The following is a 15,776-nucleotide window of genomic DNA, read 5'->3' on the forward strand; positions in this document are numbered from 1 at the left end:
GAATGGATGAATAGCTGGGGAGCCGATCGGTGTCCGGACAGATGCCCGGACACCGGTGGTGGTCACTGCTCAGCGTTGTAGAAATCGCCGATCGTGCCGTCGTCCATCGCCCCTGCCCAGACCCGTACGTTGGCGATATGACCGGGGAAGTAGCGGGAGGTGGCGCCGTCGATCCGGCCGCGTCCCACTTCGAACTTTCCTGCCCCTTGCCAGGGGGCGATGTAGGCGCTGCCGTCCTCGCTGGCCACTCGGCCGCTGTTGACGTAGAGCAGGATCGCGCCGCGCTTCGTGGAGTCCGCGTCGTCATCGCTGGCGTACTGCGCGTCGTACACGACAGTCAGCCGGACCCACGTGTTCTTCTGTGCGACGGGCGAGTTCTGAGTGGTCCAGGTGGCTCCTGTGCCGTCCTTGCTGGGACGGCCGAACTTCCACCTGCCGGTGCTCTCCCCTGCCGGCTGCTCGTACCACAGCCCCCAGGAAGACTGGGTAGCTCCCGGCTGACCAAAGACCTGGAGCGAGTAGGCCTTGGCGGTGTCGGACAGCTTGGTGCCGTCGAGCCGGACCCAGGCCGTGGCAGTGAAAGAGCCCGTGTCATCGACCAGGGGCCCGTCGGTCGTGGCGTAGGAACTCGTTCCGTTCAGGCTCATCACCTGACGGGTGGGAAGTCCCAGGTCCGCATTGTCGGCCGTATCCGGGTCAATGCCCAGAGTTGTGCCGTTCAGGGTCATGGGGCGGATGTATTCGGAACGGTCGCTGATCGTCGTGCCCTGGGCGAGGGCGGTGTCCGTGGCGTCCCAGTCCCCGAGCAGCGTGGTGATCGGGTCGCCTGCCGTGTCGTCGCTGATGTCCTCGTCCTCAAGGCGAGCATCCTGAACGACCTCGGTGTCGGCCAGGGCACGTGCCCAAACCTTCACCTCGTCGATGCGGCCGTTGAAGTATTCGCCCCAGGTGGCGTCGTAGCGGAGCCTGGCTACTTGGAGCGCCCCGCTCGCCTTCCAGGGGGTGGTGAACACGACCGGTTCACCCTGCGCTCGCCCGTTGACGTAAAGCTGAATGGTGTGACCGGCGGCGTCGTAGACCCCGGTGAGATGAGTCCACGTGTTCAATACCGGTGGTTTCGTGGCGATGGAGCGAGTGATCGTCGCGCTGCTGACGTCGCTACTGTGTCGGCTGAAGACCCAGGCGTTGTTCGCCGACGCGTAAGACAACTGAAAACCGGAAGCGTTCGTGCCTGCTTGAGACAGCGCGGTGTAGTTGCGCGCTGTGTCCTGCAGACGAACCCAAACCGAAGCGGAGAACGACTTCGAGGTGTCCACAACACCTGTCGACGTCTGGGCAAAGCTCGCGGAACCGTCGATCCTGAGCGAGCGCGTTCCGCTCCGTTCCAGAAGTGAGTACCCCGACCCAGAAGAGGCCGAGGACAGAGTAAGTGGGTGCTGCGTCGCCGTCGTGCTGTCCGTACCGTTGTTGTCCAGGTGCCAGATTCCCGTGGGCTTCTCCGCACCATTGACCAGGAAACTGTAAAAGCCAGTTTCTGAGCTGTGCATGGCGGCGTCATACCCCCATACCTGGATGGTGCTCTCGCCAGCCTGGTTCGGAGTGATGGAGACCGTGGCCGGGGCTCCCTTGGCCACGTTGATCGGAGTGGAGTCAGCGCCGCTGTTCAGGCGCCACTTGTACGTCACCACATCCGACTGGATACCGGCCGTGCTCGCGTTCGTGTCCGCCGGAGTGAAGGTGAACCTGCCGACGGTGCCCACTGCTCCCGACGCAGGATTGGTTTCGGAAGGCTGGTAGAGACCGTCCGCGCTGGTCACAATGGGCGGCGGCGGCTGATCGGTGTCCACCCGGAAGTAGCACCAGGAGGACCAGGCTGAGTCCAGAACTCCGGTGCTTCCCCGGTCCGACTTGAAGTACGCCTGAGTCTTCACGCGCATCCGATAATCGGCCTGCGGTGGTAGTGCGGTTGTGAGGGAGGCATCTCGTTTGGCGTTGTCGGCCACCCACGCCTCACTGGGAGAAGCCGCAGACCAGGCGCGACTGGACCCGTCCGCCTTCCACACCTCAAACGCCGCACGAAGCTGGGAGTTGGAACCGTCCGCCGACTGAACGGTGGCGATCATCTTCGGCGTGGTGTCACTCGTGGCAAGCGGAAGCGCGGATGTGTTGCAGGCCTGGCCCGCGTTGCCCTGTTGGACACCGACCGTCGTCGGCTTACCCGGGTAAGAGACATAGGTGACCGAAAGCAGGGCGTCGGCCCGGAATCGCGCCCAGGAGGCGGCGTTCGACTCGTCGTGAGCGGTCAGGGAAAACGTAATGGCAGCTTTCTTCGCCTCTACGAACTCGCGGACCTTCAGGGTGAGATTCTCGTCCGCCTCATCGGCCACGTTGTCGCTGAACTGTACCCAGTTCGCCGGCTGCGACGGACTGCACAGCCCGCCACGGCCGTAGGAGACATTGCGATCACCCATGAGGTCGGTGGCGGTCGGACGGCCCGACCAGGTGGTGGACGAAGAGATGTCCTTGTTGACGAGGCTCAGGTCGTACCAGTGCGCATCACACGTGAAGGTCCACGTCTGGTAGGCCGAGAACGTGACGTCGAGAACCTTCTTGCCGTAGAGCGAAGACAGCGGGTACTCGAAGTAGAGCCGCTGGGTGTACGGGGACGAAGAGCAGATATACCCGTCGTAGTTGGAGCAACGACCGGTTCCCTTGTCACCGTCCCACTCCCAGAACTTGTCCCCGTCGGAGGAGAGCGCAGTCCAGTCACCGCGCACAACGCCCTTGGTCGGCGGATCCACGTAGAGGGGATAAACGGTGTCCTCGCCTCGGAGGAGGGACAGATCCGGCGCGAGTTCCAAGGCATCGTCCTTGATCGTCAGCGCGACGTCCGCCTTCGTGTCCCCGGGTCCCGGGCCGGCGGCGGGGTCGTCCGGGCTGCCGTCTCCCCGCACCTCGGCAGCAGTGGAGAGTGCGGCCGTGCGCATCCGCGTAGTGGCAGGAGCTTCGCGTTGCACCGTGTCACCGGCGGAGTCCCACATGCGCCCGGCGGGCCCTTCAAAAACCTTGGCCCCGTTCTCGTCGAGCGCGACAAACCCTCCATCAGGTCCCGGCGCAAGGCTCAACCCCTCGTCCTCGGTAGTGATTTTGAGGTTCGCCAACGCGGGGTTGGCGGCGGCCTCAGCAGTCTTGACGACCAAGACCTGGGTGAACCCTCTACTGACGGCAGTCAACCTGAGGTCCACCCCAGGGAGCACATCGGCGTAGGTCGCGACACTTTCGCTGAGCTGCGGTTCCGGTAGCGCTGTCGGCCAGCCAAAGGCCAGTTCGTGGCCGTGGTCGTCCAACTTGACCATCTCGCTGCCGGAGCCGCCACCAGAAAACTCGACCTCAGTCGCCGTGGACCGGGCCCTGATCGTGCCGTCTGCGGAGCGCACGAGGGTGGTATCGATGTCAGCCCAAGAACCGTCGCCCTGCTTTGCGCGAACCGGGGCAGCGCTCGACTCCTGGGTGAACGTGCCATCGGGATTCGCGAAAATCTGGGAGATCTCGGTAGTCGCCGGAGCGACCTCCACCCGTTCTCCGGACTCGGCTGCAAGCTCTGAGGCCTCGGCCTCAGGAGAGAGCGCTTCTGCCGGTGCATCCGAGACAACTGGCGCTTGCGCTGCGGCCGTTCCCCCCCAAAACCGGAACAGCCACGGCAAGAGACGCCATGACTACCGTTCCGCACATGCCGTGACGTATTCGACGCCACACCCCAGCCCGCACAACCCCACCCCCGTGTTATTTATTTTTCACAGACAAGGGGAGATCTTGAATTTTTATAAACCCCCACGTCAAGCAAGTGTGATCTTCGCCACTTCTTCACGCCCGCTCCACATGCCGCAGAACTCACTTTTTGAGACCAAATGTCTCGACTGGCGGACAACCCAGCCACTTCAGCAAACAATAATTCTGCATCAAGCAGCCCGGGCAACACTCCCAACCGCCGTCACGGTCACGAGAATCGCCTGCAGCGCCATCGCCGCACAGGCCCTTCCGCGACACACTCATCAGCACACTGGAGCACGAGAAAGCACGGCGCCTGGACGCAGTTGCGATCGCCAAGCAGCGCCCACTTAGCACCGCGAGCCCCAACCGACTGTTCGCCCAGTACCGCAATTACCTCATAGCTCCTCAAGGGCTGGAGTGCTGCTACTCCCGGACCACCAGGCCGTCCGAGGCGTCAGTCATTGGTCTCGCCGCCCACCCTCATCGGCGGATTGGGTCTCCTCCGGTGTCGCGATGACAAACACCCCCTTGCCTTGAACGCCCTGAACGATCCCCTCGGCCACAAGTGCATCGATGGCCGACTTGATAGTGCGGCGGCTCACCACACCGCCCGTCTCCTGCTCCAACTCGTAGTGAGAGGGGATCCGACGGCCGACCGGAATGACGCCGCGTCGGATGCGCTCACGCAAGGCTGATGCCAGCTGCAAGTACATCGGGGTAATGCTCTCCCGATCAATCTCGATCATGGTTGGAGCGTAAGAGGTCAACTCAGGCCAGCATAGGTCGTGATAGCGCGAGTAGAGACGTAACAAGACGTACCAAGTTGGCGTACAGTCAGATGCCACAAGAAGACCCCGGCGGGTCGGTCAGGACCCCCGGGGCATGGCCACCAACCCTAGAAGGTTGACGACATGCGCGAGCGTAGCGCGGCTGTATTGATCGGGGCGTTGCTGCCCCTGTTGTGCCGGGTGCTTCCAGCCACTGGCAGGCGACGACAAGCAACTTCGGAACGAGATCGAACTCTCGTGACCCGCAGCAACGTAGAAAGCCATGTTCTCCAGGCAGCACGAGTACGGGCCCAGCTCCGATCGCCGTACAGCACGGACAAGGGAGCTCTGGACGGTTCGGCATCCCGTCTGTCACGGCCATACCTGCCCGCTCTCGATGACTGGGCCCCAGAGATGATCACGGCACCCCGCACCGCGCGGGTGCGGCCCTACTGGACGTCGCGAGAACACGTAGCGCAGTGGAGGCGGCGGCGCGTGCTCGTGCTGGCAGCCCACTTCCGCCTCGACCTCGACACCCGAAACCTTCGTACGACCCCGGTCTCGGGTGGGATCCATTGACGTCGGCGCAGACGAACACAGACACGTGCGGAACGGTCCGCGCCTCCCTGCTGTACCACGCACCGATCTTCAGCGAGAGCGGCGCTTGCGTGCTCGCGAAGGGGCACGCCGGGGACCACCGAGATGTGCGGGGCCGCACCTGGTACGTGATTCCGCTCCACCCCGCGCCCAACAACGAACGGGAGACGGCCAAGTGAGCAACGCCCACGAACCAGCCTGGACGCCGGAACCCCCTTATGTGTCCGGCTGCTGCACAATCGGCACCCATGACCAGTGCCGGGACGGCGAGCTTCGTGAGAGCGGCGTACAAGGGCTCCACTATCTGGTGTGCGACTGTGGCTGCCACCGCCCCGCCCTCACTCTGTTGAAGGGCACCGCAACGTGAACTCCATTGGCTCCGAATCGAGTTGGTCGCAGGTGCGACGGAAGCGACTAAAGGCGGGCGCCTTCACTGCGGCGCTCATGATCGTGTGGGTCGTAACGGTCGTCGTCGCCGTGACCACAATCAGCCGCCTCTAGCTGCTGCATTCGTGCCGAGGCGGCCCTCTCCAAGTCGCGGAGACGGCCGCCTCCCGCAATCGGGCTCTTCAGCCCAACACCCTCTACAGCTCCGGCAACCCCGGCGCCCTCTTCGCAGGCCGTTCCTCCAGTGACTCCAGCGCCAGCCGGATCGCCTCGTCCAGTTGGACATCCCGCCCGGCCGCGTAGTCCTGCGGGGTCTGTACGACCTCCACGTCCGGGTCGACGCCGTGGTTCTCGACGCCCCAGCCGTAACCCTCCAGCCAAAACGCGTACTTGGGCTGCGTGACCCGGGTTCCGTCGACCAGCTGGTAGCGGTTGTCGATGCCGATGACGCCGCCCCACGTCCGCGTGCCGACCACCGGGCCGATGCCCAGTGCCTTGATCGCCGCGTTGACGATGTCGCCGTCCGAGCCGGAGAACTCGTTGGCGACGGCGACGACGGGCCCGCGTGGCGCGTCCTCCGGGTAGCTGTACGGCCGTAGCCCGCGGGGCAGGTTCCAGCCGGCGATCCGGCGTGCCAGCTTCTCGACGACCAGCTGGGACGTGTGGCCGCCCCGGTTCTCGCGGACGTCGACGATCAGGCCCTCCTTCGCGACCTCGATCCGCAGGTCGCGGTGGATCTGGGCCCAGCCGGGCGCCTGCATGTCAGGCACGTGCAGATAGCCGAGCCGTCCGCCGGACTTCTCCGTGACGTACGCCCGCCGGTCGTTGACCCACGCGTGGTAGCGCAGCGGCTCCTCGTCGGCGAGGGGTACGACGACCACGTGCCGCGCGTCGCCACCGCCGGACGGCGAGACGGTCAGTTCGATGGGCTTGCCCGCCGTACCGACGAGCAGGGGGCCGGGCCCGGTCACCGGGTCGACGGGCTGTCCGGCGACCGCCACGATCGCGTCGCCCGGGCGTACCGCGACGCCGGGTGCGGCGAGCGGGGAGACGCCGTCGGGGTCGGAGGTCTCGGCGGGCAGGATGCGGTCGATGCGCCACAGGGCCGTGTTCTGGGGGCCGTCCTCGTGGCGGGAGATGTCGGCGCCGAGGAGGCCCTGCCGCTCGCCGCTGCCGTGTCCACCGCGCGGGGTGACGTAGGCGTGCGAGGTGCCCAACTCGCCCTGGACCTCCCAGAGAAGGTCGACGAGGTCGTCATGGGTGGCGACGCGTTCGAGGAGGGGCCGGTAGCGGTCGAGGACGCCGTCCCAGTCGGTGCCGTTCATGTCCGCGCGCCAGAAGTTGTCCCGCATGATGCGGCCGTTCTCGGCGTACATCTGCCGCCATTCGACGACCGGGTCGACGCTCTGGCGTACGCGCGACAGGTCGACGGTGATGTTGCTGTCGCTCTCGTCGTCGTTCGAGGCGCGCCGGTCGCTGGGTACGACCTTCAGCTTGCCGTCGGTCCACAACAGGACGCGTTTGCCGTCGCCGCTGACGGCGAAGTGGTCGGCGTCCCCGGCGAGGTGCTCGATGCGGTTCTGGGCGAGGTCGTACCGCTCCAGCTCGGTCTTCGGGTCGGGGTCGTCCGGGGTGGCCCGGGAGGAGCCGAGGACTCCGCGCACCGGGTGACGCAGCCACAGCACACCGTCCTTGGCGGCCCGCAGGTTGGAGTAGCGGGCGGCCTCGACGGGGAACGGGACGATCCGGTCGGCCAGCCCGTCGAGGTCGATACGGGTCGCCGGGGCGCCCTCGCTGTCGGGGGTCTCGTCCTTGTCCGGCGCCTCGAAGGGCCGCCCGTGCCGCTGCGGGCCGAAGGGCGAGGGCGTGGTCGCGGCGAGGGTGATGAGGTGCGGGCGCGAGCCGCCGACAAAGGCGAGGTCGAACACGTGCTCGTCGTAGACGGGGTCGAATGACCGCGCCGACAGGAACACCAGGTGCTTGCCGTCGGCGGTGAACGCGGGTGAGTAGTCCCGGAACCGCAGCGGAGTCGCCTCGGTCACCGACAGGTCGGTGGTGTTGGCGAGCTTGAGCTGACGCAGCGGATTCGGCCCGGGGTGTGACCAGGCGAGCCAGGCGGAGTCGGGCGAGAAGACGAGCCCGGACGCGTCACCGTCGGCGCTGCTGTCAACCTCGCGCACCTCCCCCGACTCGCGCTCGACGAGCAGCACGCGCCCGTCGTGGGAGGCGACGGCGGCCCGGCTCCCGTCGGGCGCCATGGCCAGGCCGAGGACCCGGCCGAGCTGCCCGGCGGCGAGCCGGCGCGGTGTGGCCCCCGGTGCGGTGCCGGTCGCGGGGGCGAACTCCAGTGCGTCGTCGCCCTCCGCGTCCGTCACCCACACGGCCCACTCCTCGCCGTCCACGCGGAAGGCGCGGGGCAGCCGGGCCCGTACGCCGTGTCCCGAGGCGAGTACCCGGGCCGGGCCGGACCGGTGGGTGACCCAGTGCACGGAGCCGCGCACGCCGATGGCGCTGCCGCGCCCGGTGTGGTCGGGTGCTCCGGATCCGAACCAGCGCGAGGCGCTCACGGGATGGGGCTGAAGATCGGTGCGCTGCCCGCCGAGCCGGATGTCCAGCCGTCGCGGCTCGGCCCCGTCCAGGTCGTCAAGGAGCCACAGTTCACCGGCACTGGAGTAGACGACACGGCTACCGTCGCTCGCGGCGTGCCGGGCGTAGAAGCCGTCGAGGGGTGTGTGTCGTCGCAGGTCGGAGCCGTCGGCCAGGGAGGAGTACAGCGCCCCGACACCTTCGTGGTCGGAGAGGAACGCGATGCGCTCCCCGACCCACACCGGGTACTCCAGGTTCCCGTCCAGGTCGGCATGCAGCCGGACGAACTCCCCGGCGCCTTCGCCCTCTTGACCGTCCCTGTCGTCCCGGCCGTCCTTGTCGATCCACAGCTTGCCCGCCGTACCGCCCCGGTAGCGCTTCCACCAGGCGGCCTCTCGTCCCATCGGGGCGGAGAGGAGCACGGTCGCCGGACCCTGGGCCACATCGCCAACAGGCCCGTACGGCAGGACAGTTGCCGGTCCGCCGTCGAGCGGCACGGCCCGGGCCCAGGAGCGGCGCAGGCTGGCCTGCCCCTGGGTGCTGATGGCGAGGACCCGCCCGTCCGGGGTCCAGCCGCGCACCTGGGTCTTCCAACTGCCCCAGTAGGTCAGGCGTTTGGTGGATCCGCCGTCGATCGGGGCGACATGCACCTCGGGGGCGCCGTCGCGGGTGGAGGTCCAGGCGAGCCGGGTGCCGTCCGGGGAGAAACGGGGATGGTTCACCGGCACGTTGTCGGCGCTGACGCGCCAGGCCCGGCCGCCGTCGAGCGGGGCGACCCAGACGTCGTCCTCGGCGGTGAAGGCGACCGAGTCGCCGTGCAGATGCGGAAACCGGAGATACGCAGGCGAAGAGGGCTGAGTCACCCGATCACCCTAAGCAGCGAGCACGCCCCCGGACAGAGGTTTGGATCACTTCATGCCTGCTCATTTACCCTCGACCGGCCAGCAGTTCGGGTTCTTCTGGCAGTAGATGGTCTTCGTCGCGGTGACGGTCACGGTCGGCGCGGGCCTCCCGTTGTCCGGCGGACGCCACGTGGCACGCGGGGTGCTGGGCTCGTCGCAGTTGCCGAGGCCGCTGACGCGGAACCGCTGCTTGCCGTCGACCTTGGCGGTGAGGTTCCCGCGTACGCATCTGCCGTCGACCGCGCGCGTCACCTTGCCGGTGACGGTGATGTCCTTGCCGTCCGTGGTCTTGCCTTGGCAGTCGACGTCGGCGACGGTGGTCGCGCTCGGCGAGGGTGAACTCCCGGACGTGGAAGCCTTGTTGCCGTTGGCGTCGCCGACCGAGGCCGTGCAGGTGAGCCACTGGACGTGCACGCCCCGCCGCTCCAGCTCCGCGGTCGCCGTCCGGTCGGTGGTGAAGGAGACGGTGGCCGAACCGAGCCCACCGGGATCACAGGCGACGACCACGCTCACGGCGGCCACCACCAGTCCGGCCGCCGCGACCACCCGGCGGCCCCTGCGCGGCCGATGCCAAATCCGTCTCAGTGCCCCCATGAAGGGCAGCCTGCCACCGCCCAGCCCCAGCCGGAAGGGCGTGTACCGGACAGCTCCTAGGACCAGCGTCCGGTGCGGCCCAGCAGCAGTGCCGTCGCGGCTGTTCCGGCGGTGGAGGTACGCAGCACACTGGCCCCGAGCCGGTACGCCTTCGCCCCCGCCTCCTCGAAGAGGGCCAACTCCTCGGGGGAGACGCCCCCTTCGGGCCCGACGACCAGCACGATGTCACCGGTGGAGGGGAGTTCGGCGGTCGCGAGCGCGGCGCTGCGGTACTCGCGGTCCTCGTGCAGTACGGCGGCGAAGTCGGCCTCGGCGAGAAGTGCGGCGACCTGCTTGCTCGACATGGCGTCCGCGACCTCCGGGAACCGCACCCGGCGCGACTGCTTGCCGGACTCCCGGGCGGTGGCCCGCCACTTGGCGAGCGCCTTCAGCCCACGATCCCCCCGCCACTGCGTGACACACCGCGAGGCGGCCCAGGGAACGATGGCGTCGACGCCGGTCTCGGTCATCGTCTCGACGGCCAACTCGCCCCGGTCGCCCTTGGGAAGAGCCTGGACGACGGTGATGCGAGGAGACTGGGCGGCTTCCTCCACGACCGGCCCGAGCCGCAGCGCCAGTTGGTCCTTGCCCTCTGCGGCGACGACCTCGCCCTCAGCCCAGCGCCCGGCGCCGTCGGTGAGGACGACGGTCTCACCGGCCCGCAGCCGCTTCACGGAGACGGCGTGGCGCCCCTCGGGCCCGTCAAGGACGTACTGGCGGACATCGGGCAACTGATCGACGACGAACACGGGAGCGGTCATGAACGCTCGCCCCCGCCCAGCAGCGCGTCCCGCGCGGACTCGATCTCGTCCACCAGCACCCTCACCAGCTCCCCCGCCGGAAGCTCACGGGCCAGCCGGTGCCCCTGTCCCGCCCACAGCGCCATGCCCTGCGCGTCGCCGGCCGCGGCGGCCTTCTTGCGGACGGGCGAGGTGAGGTGGTGGACCTCGGGGTAGGCGGCGGGCGCGTACGGGCCGTGCTCGCGCAGGAAACGGTTCACCAGACCCCGGGCGGGCCGGCCGGAGAACGCGCGCGTCAGCTCCGTACGGACGAAGAGCGGGTTGGTCAGCGCCTGCTTGTGCAGGGCGTGGGCGCCGGACTCCGGGGTGGCGAGGAAGGCGGTGCCGAGCTGGGCGGCGCTCGCGCCCGCGGCGAGGACGGCGGCGATCTGGCTGCCGCGCATGAGCCCGCCGGCCGCGACGAGGGGAAGGTCGACGGTCTCGCGGACCTGGGCGATGAGGGAGAGCAGCCCGACGGCGGACCCGTCGGCCTCGGCGTTGTCACGATGGGTGCCCTGATGGCCACCGGCCTCGACACCCTGCACGATCACGGCGTCGGCCCCGGCCCGCTGCACGGCGAGGGCCTCGTCGGCGGTGGTCGCGGTGACCAGGGTGAGGGTGCCGGCGCGGCGGAGGGAGTCCAGTACGTCGCCGCCGGGCACCCCGAAGTGGAAGGAGACGACCGGGACCGGGTTGTCGAGGAGGACGGCGAGCTTGGCGTCGTAGCCGTCGTCACGTCCGCTGTCCGGGTCGCCCAGCTCGGTGTCGTACCAGGTGGCCTCACCGGCGAGCTGATGGGCGTAGACCTCGACGGCGGCCGGGTCGGCGTATTCGGGCTGGGGCATGAAGAGGTTCACGCCGAAGGGGCGGCCGGTGAGCCCGCGCAGCTGCTTGATCTCCTGGTACATGCCGTCCGCGGTCTTGTACCCGGCGGCGAGGAACCCGAGCCCGCCCGCGTCAGCGACGGCGGCGGCGAGCTGCGGGAGGGAAACGCCGCCCGCCATGGGCGCCTGCACGATCGGGTGAGGGAAGAGATCGGTCAGTGCGGAGGACATGACGGCATGTTGTCACGTCCCCCGCACAAGTCCGAATCAGGCCGTAGGGGCCTGGGGCAGAGCCCCCGGAAACCCCGGCCCCACCCCTCAGCGCCCGTTGAACGCGTCCTTCAACCGCGAGAACAGCCCCTGCTGCCCAGGCTGGAACTGCCCCGTGGGCCGCTCCTCGCCCCGCAGCAGTGCCAGTTCACGCAGCAACCGCTCCTGCTCGGGATCGAGCTTCGAAGGGGTCATGACCTCGACATGGACGATGAGGTCACCGCGCCCTCCGCCCCGCAGATGCGTGACACCCCGCCCGTGCAGCGGAATCGACTGCCCGGACTGCGTGCCCGGACGGATGTCGACCTCCTCCAGCCCGTCGAGCGTCTCCAGCGGCACCTTCGTGCCCAGTGACGCCGCCGTCATCGGAAGAGTCACCGTGCAGTGCAGATCGTCTCCGCGCCGCTGGAACTGCGAGTGCGGCAGCTCGTGGATCTCGACGTACAGGTCACCGGCGGGACCACCACCGGGCCCCACCTCGCCCTCACCGGCGAGCTGGATCCTCGTACCGTTGTCGACACCCGCGGGGATCTTCACGGTCAGCGTCCGACGCGACCGCACCCGTCCGTCACCGGCGCACTCGGGGCACGGGGTCGGTACGACCGTCCCGAACCCCTGGCACTGCGGGCAGGGCCGTGACGTCATGACCTGGCCCAGGAAGGACCGCGTCACCTGGGACACCTCGCCCCGGCCGCGACACATGTCGCAGGTCTGGGCGGAGGTTCCCGGCGCCGCACCCTCACCACTGCAGGTGGCGCACACCACGGCCGTGTCGACCTGGATGTCCTTGGTGGTCCCGAAGGCGGCCTCGTCCAGCTCGATGTCGAGCCGGATCATCGCGTCCTGGCCGCGCCGCGTACGCGACCTCGGCCCCCGCTGGGACGCCGTTCCGAAGAACGCGTCCATGATGTCCGAGAAGTTCCCGAAGCCACCGGCGCCGAAGCCGCCCGCGCCTCCGCCGCCCGCCTGCGAGAGGGGGTCGCCGCCGAGGTCGTAGACCTGCTTCTTCTGCGGGTCCGACAACACCTCGTACGCGGCGTTGATCTCCTTGAACCGCTCCTGCGTCTTCGGATCGGGGTTGACGTCCGGGTGCAGCTCGCGGGCGAGCCTCCTGAACGCCTTCTTGATCTCGTCCTGGGACGCGTCGCGGCGCACGCCGAGTACGGCGTAGTAGTCCGTGGCCACTTCAGGACTCCGCCAGGATCTGTCCGACGTACCGTGCCACTGCGCGTACCGCTCCCATCGTTCCCGGGTAGTCCATGCGGGTCGGTCCGACCACGCCGAGCTTGGCCACTGCCTCGCCGCCCGAACCGTAACCGACCGACACGACGGACGTGGAGTTGAGTCCCTCGTATTTGTTCTCGTGACCGATTCGTACGGTCATGCTCGAATCCCCGGCCTCACCAAGGAGTTTGAGAAGTACGACCTGTTCCTCCAGGGCTTCCAGAACGGGCCTGATAGTGAGGGGAAAGTCATGTCCGAAGCGGGTCAGATTGGCGGTTCCGCCGATCATCAGCCGCTCCTCGGCCTCCTCGACGAGCGTCTCCAGAAGGGTGGAGAGCACCGTCGCGACCGTACCCCGGTCCTCCGCCTCGAAGGCGTCCGGGAGGTCCTGCACGAGCTGTGGCACGTCCGCGAACCGGCGGCCCGCGATCCGACTGTTGAGCCGCGCGCGTAGATCCGCCAGAGACGTCTCCCCGAAGGGCGCCGGGCAGTCGATCATCCGCTGCTCCACCCGGCCCGTGTCCGTGATCAGCACGAGCATCACGCGCGCGGGAGCGAGCGAGAGGAGTTCCACGTGCCGCACGGTGGACCGCGTGAGCGACGGATACTGCACGACGGCGACCTGCCGCGTGAGCTGGGCGAGCAGCCGAACCGTACGCCCCACCACATCATCGAGATCGACAGCGCCGTCCAGGAAGTTCTGGATGGCACGCCGCTCGGGCGCCGTCATCGGCTTGACGCCGGCGAGCCTGTCGACGAAGAGCCGGTAGCCCTTTTCGGTCGGGATACGCCCCGCGCTGGTGTGGGGCTGGGCAATGAAACCCTCGTCCTCCAGCGCCGCCATGTCGTTACGGACGGTCGCCGGTGAGACCCCGAGGTTGTGCCGCTCTGTGAGCGCCTTGGATCCGACCGGCTCCTCGGTGCCGACATAGTCCTGGACGATGGCGCGCAGCACTTCGAGCCTGCGTTCACTGAGCATCGCGCACACCTCCAGCTGTCGTCCCCTGAGTGCCTACCCCGGTAACCGGGCTTCCGCACCGACCTGCACGGCTCTACGGCTCTCCTTCTGGCCTTCCCTGGCACTCTTCGTGTCCGAGTGCCAGAGTTCCCCGGCCCAGTGTACGGCTGTCGGGTACGCCCCCGGCAAGGGCGGCCCGCGCCGACCTGCCGACCTGTACCGACCTGTCCTGCGATGTCGTGTGCGCGGCAACCCGCTCAGGCCCACCGCCTCGGCGTTCTCGGGCTAGCGTCGCCGTATGAAGGTGACTTGGGAAGAGCCGGGGTGGGGCGACCTGGGCTGGGAGCGGCTGACGGCCGGAGTGGGGCGGTGCCGGCTGCCGGTCTGGGACTGCACGGTGGGGCTGGTGACCGGGCCGGGCGGCGCGCTGCTGATCGACGCCGGATCGAGCCTCTCGGAGGGCGTGAGACTGCGCCTGGAGGCCCAGTCGCTCGCCGGGCGCCGTGTGGACTTCCTCGCACTCACGCACCCCCATTTCGATCACGTTTTCGGGGCTGCGGCCTTCGCGGGTGCGCATGTCCTGGCCGCAGGGGGTGCGGTCGGCCCGGGAAGCGAATTCGGGAGATCGGGGCGCGAGGCGTTGTGCGCGGACGCGGTACGCAACGGTCTGGACGTCCATGCGGCGGAGGAGGCGGCGGACACGTTGGTCGTCCCGCGCCAGGAGGTCCAAGAACGCCTCGCCGTCGAGCTGGGCACCGGCGGTCCGGAAGTCGCCCTGTGGAACGTGGGCCCGGGCCACACGAGCAGCGACCTGGTGATCGTCGTACCCGGCGACGGCGGCACCAACAGCGACCCGACCGTCGTCTTCTGCGGCGACCTGGTCGAGGAGTCGGGCGAACCCCAGGCGGGCCCCGACGCCGTACCGTCGCACTGGCCGGCCGCCCTCGACCGCGTCCTCGCCCTGGGCGGCGAGGACGCGCTGTACGTACCCGGCCACGGCGCGGTGGTCGACGCTGCGTTCGTACGGGCCCAACGGGACGCCCTGGCAAGGCGTTTCGGCGTGTCGCGGGAGCCGGTGCCCTGACGGCGCGACCGCTTCTCCTATCGTCATCCGAATGCGCCAGTACTCTCCGGACCTGACCCCACCGTGGAAGAAGCCCAAGCCCGTGCCGCAGGTCCCGGCGGACCCCGGCCTGGTGGTCGAGGAGCCGGGTACGGGTTTCTGCGGCGCGGTGATCCGCTGCGAGGCGGGCACGGTCACCTTGGAGGACCGCTTCGGCAAACACCGGGTGTTCCCGCTGGAGCCGAGCGGCTTCCTGCTGGAGGGCAGGGTGGTGACCCTGGTCCGCCCCACCGGGTCACCGTCGACGTCTCCGACAGCGGCTTCGGTACGTCCGTCACGTACCGCCTCCGGTTCGATGGCGGTTCCCGGTGCCCGCGCGCGGGTGGCCCGGGCGGGGCGGATCTACGTGGAAGGCCGGCACGACGCCGAACTGGTCGAGAAGGTGTGGGGAGACGACCTGCGGGTCGAGGGCGTGGTCGTCGAGTACCTGGGGGGCATCGACGACCTCCCGGCGATCGTGACCGAGTTCGCCCCTGGCCCGGACGCCCGCCTGGGCATCCTGGTGGACCACCTGGTCCCGGGCACCAAGGAGTTCCGGATCGCACAGTCCGTGACCAGCGAACACGCGCTGGTGGTCGGGCACCCGTACATCGACGTGTGGGAGGCGGTGAAGCCCGCGTCACTGGGCATCCCCGGCTGGCCCCGGATCCCACACGGCCAGGACTGGAAGACGGGGGTCTGCCGGGAACTGGGCTGGCCGGAGAACACGGGTGCGGTGTGGCAGGCCATCCTGGCCCGGGTCCGGACGTACAGAGACCTGGAACCGGAACTCCTGGGCCGCGTGGAGGAACTGATCGACTTCGTCACGGCCCCACCCGGCGCGTAAGAACGAGCACGCTCAAACGCAGGCCCGCATTTCCAGCCCGTCCGGTAACTCTCCAGCGCAGGCCCGCCCCTTCAGCCCGTCCGGCGTTTGAGGACAAGGCCCCTTCAGGGCCGGCGGGGGGGCTGGGGG

The 15,776-nt window shown here is 68.6% G+C and carries 11 protein-coding genes; 3 read left to right on the top strand and 8 right to left on the bottom strand.

The annotated features are described in order from the left end of the window. Positions 1 to 62: 62 nt before the first annotated feature. Both STRTUCAR8_RS12890 and STRTUCAR8_RS12895 read right to left on the bottom strand, forming a co-directional pair. Positions 63 to 3,575 (bottom strand): laminin G domain-containing protein, encoded by a 3,513-nt coding sequence (locus STRTUCAR8_RS12890; protein WP_044472097.1) that lies wholly within the window; start codon positions 3,573 to 3,575, stop codon positions 63 to 65. Positions 3,576 to 4,229: 654 nt separating this feature from the next. After that, positions 4,230 to 4,517, bottom strand: a complete 288-nt coding sequence (locus STRTUCAR8_RS12895) for a GntR family transcriptional regulator (RefSeq protein ID WP_044472098.1) — start codon at positions 4,515 to 4,517, stop codon at positions 4,230 to 4,232. Between the two features lie 596 nt (positions 4,518 to 5,113). Between STRTUCAR8_RS12895 and STRTUCAR8_RS12900 the strand changes: the two genes are divergently transcribed. Further along, positions 5,114 to 5,314: a hypothetical protein gene (locus STRTUCAR8_RS12900; RefSeq protein ID WP_006376090.1), complete on the top strand. Its 201-nt coding sequence runs from the start codon at positions 5,114 to 5,116 to the stop codon at positions 5,312 to 5,314. A gap of 405 nt (positions 5,315 to 5,719) precedes the next feature. On the opposite strand, the gene STRTUCAR8_RS12905 is transcribed toward STRTUCAR8_RS12900, so the two are convergent. From STRTUCAR8_RS12905 to hrcA, 6 genes are all read right to left on the bottom strand, one after another. Further along, entirely contained in the window at positions 5,720 to 8,971 is a 3,252-nt protein-coding gene (locus STRTUCAR8_RS12905) for a S41 family peptidase (RefSeq protein ID WP_006376150.1), read from the bottom strand. Between the two features lie 60 nt (positions 8,972 to 9,031). After that, entirely contained in the window at positions 9,032 to 9,604 is a 573-nt protein-coding gene (locus STRTUCAR8_RS12910; RefSeq protein ID WP_044472099.1) for a hypothetical protein, read from the bottom strand. A gap of 56 nt (positions 9,605 to 9,660) precedes the next feature. Next, the gene (locus tag STRTUCAR8_RS12915; protein ID WP_006376145.1) at positions 9,661 to 10,404 is read right to left on the bottom strand and encodes a 16S rRNA (uracil(1498)-N(3))-methyltransferase; all 744 of its coding nucleotides are present in this window, start codon (positions 10,402 to 10,404) and stop codon (positions 9,661 to 9,663) included. Further along, positions 10,401 to 11,477: a nitronate monooxygenase gene (locus STRTUCAR8_RS12920; RefSeq protein WP_006376137.1), complete on the bottom strand. Its 1,077-nt coding sequence runs from the start codon at positions 11,475 to 11,477 to the stop codon at positions 10,401 to 10,403. Before STRTUCAR8_RS12920 ends, STRTUCAR8_RS12915 begins: the two co-directional genes overlap by 4 nt. 87 nt (positions 11,478 to 11,564) lie before the next feature. Then, complete coding sequence (gene dnaJ, locus STRTUCAR8_RS12925) at positions 11,565 to 12,701, bottom strand: molecular chaperone DnaJ (protein ID WP_006376132.1); 1,137 nt, start codon at positions 12,699 to 12,701, stop codon at positions 11,565 to 11,567. Position 12,702: 1 nt separating this feature from the next. After that, on the bottom strand, positions 12,703 to 13,719 hold the full coding sequence (hrcA, locus tag STRTUCAR8_RS12930) for a heat-inducible transcriptional repressor HrcA (RefSeq protein WP_006376108.1): 1,017 nt from the start codon (positions 13,717 to 13,719) through the stop codon (positions 12,703 to 12,705). Positions 13,720 to 13,996: 277 nt separating this feature from the next. Between hrcA and STRTUCAR8_RS12935 the strand changes: the two genes are divergently transcribed. Together STRTUCAR8_RS12935 and STRTUCAR8_RS12940 are read left to right on the top strand one after the other, a co-directional pair. After that, on the top strand, positions 13,997 to 14,782 hold the full coding sequence (locus tag STRTUCAR8_RS12935) for an MBL fold metallo-hydrolase (RefSeq protein ID WP_006376141.1): 786 nt from the start codon (positions 13,997 to 13,999) through the stop codon (positions 14,780 to 14,782). 31 nt (positions 14,783 to 14,813) lie between these two features. Continuing rightward, on the top strand, positions 14,814 to 15,647 hold the full coding sequence (locus STRTUCAR8_RS12940) for a DUF3097 domain-containing protein (RefSeq protein ID WP_006376097.1): 834 nt from the start codon (positions 14,814 to 14,816) through the stop codon (positions 15,645 to 15,647). Positions 15,648 to 15,776: the final 129 nt, after the last annotated feature.

Origin of the sequence: Streptomyces turgidiscabies Car8, from assembly GCF_000331005.1 — a bacterium.
GTDB classification, from domain to species: Bacteria; Actinomycetota; Actinomycetes; order Streptomycetales; family Streptomycetaceae; genus Streptomyces; species Streptomyces turgidiscabies.

Bases quoted from the DNA above. Each gene is read 5' to 3' on its own strand.
- STRTUCAR8_RS12895 (WP_044472098.1), bottom strand. From the start codon at position 4,517: ATGATCGAGATTGATCGGGAGAGCATTACCCCGATGTACTTGCAGCTG.
- STRTUCAR8_RS12910 (WP_044472099.1), bottom strand. From the start codon at position 9,604: ATGGGGGCACTGAGACGGATTTGGCATCGGCCGCGCAGGGGCCGCCGG.
- STRTUCAR8_RS12915 (WP_006376145.1), bottom strand. From the start codon at position 10,404: ATGACCGCTCCCGTGTTCGTCGTCGATCAGTTGCCCGATGTCCGCCAG.
- STRTUCAR8_RS12920 (WP_006376137.1), bottom strand. From the start codon at position 11,477: ATGTCCTCCGCACTGACCGATCTCTTCCCTCACCCGATCGTGCAGGCG.
- hrcA (WP_006376108.1), bottom strand. From the start codon at position 13,719: ATGCTCAGTGAACGCAGGCTCGAAGTGCTGCGCGCCATCGTCCAGGAC.
- STRTUCAR8_RS12935 (WP_006376141.1), top strand. From the start codon at position 13,997: ATGAAGGTGACTTGGGAAGAGCCGGGGTGGGGCGACCTGGGCTGGGAG.
- STRTUCAR8_RS12940 (WP_006376097.1), top strand. From the start codon at position 14,814: ATGCGCCAGTACTCTCCGGACCTGACCCCACCGTGGAAGAAGCCCAAG.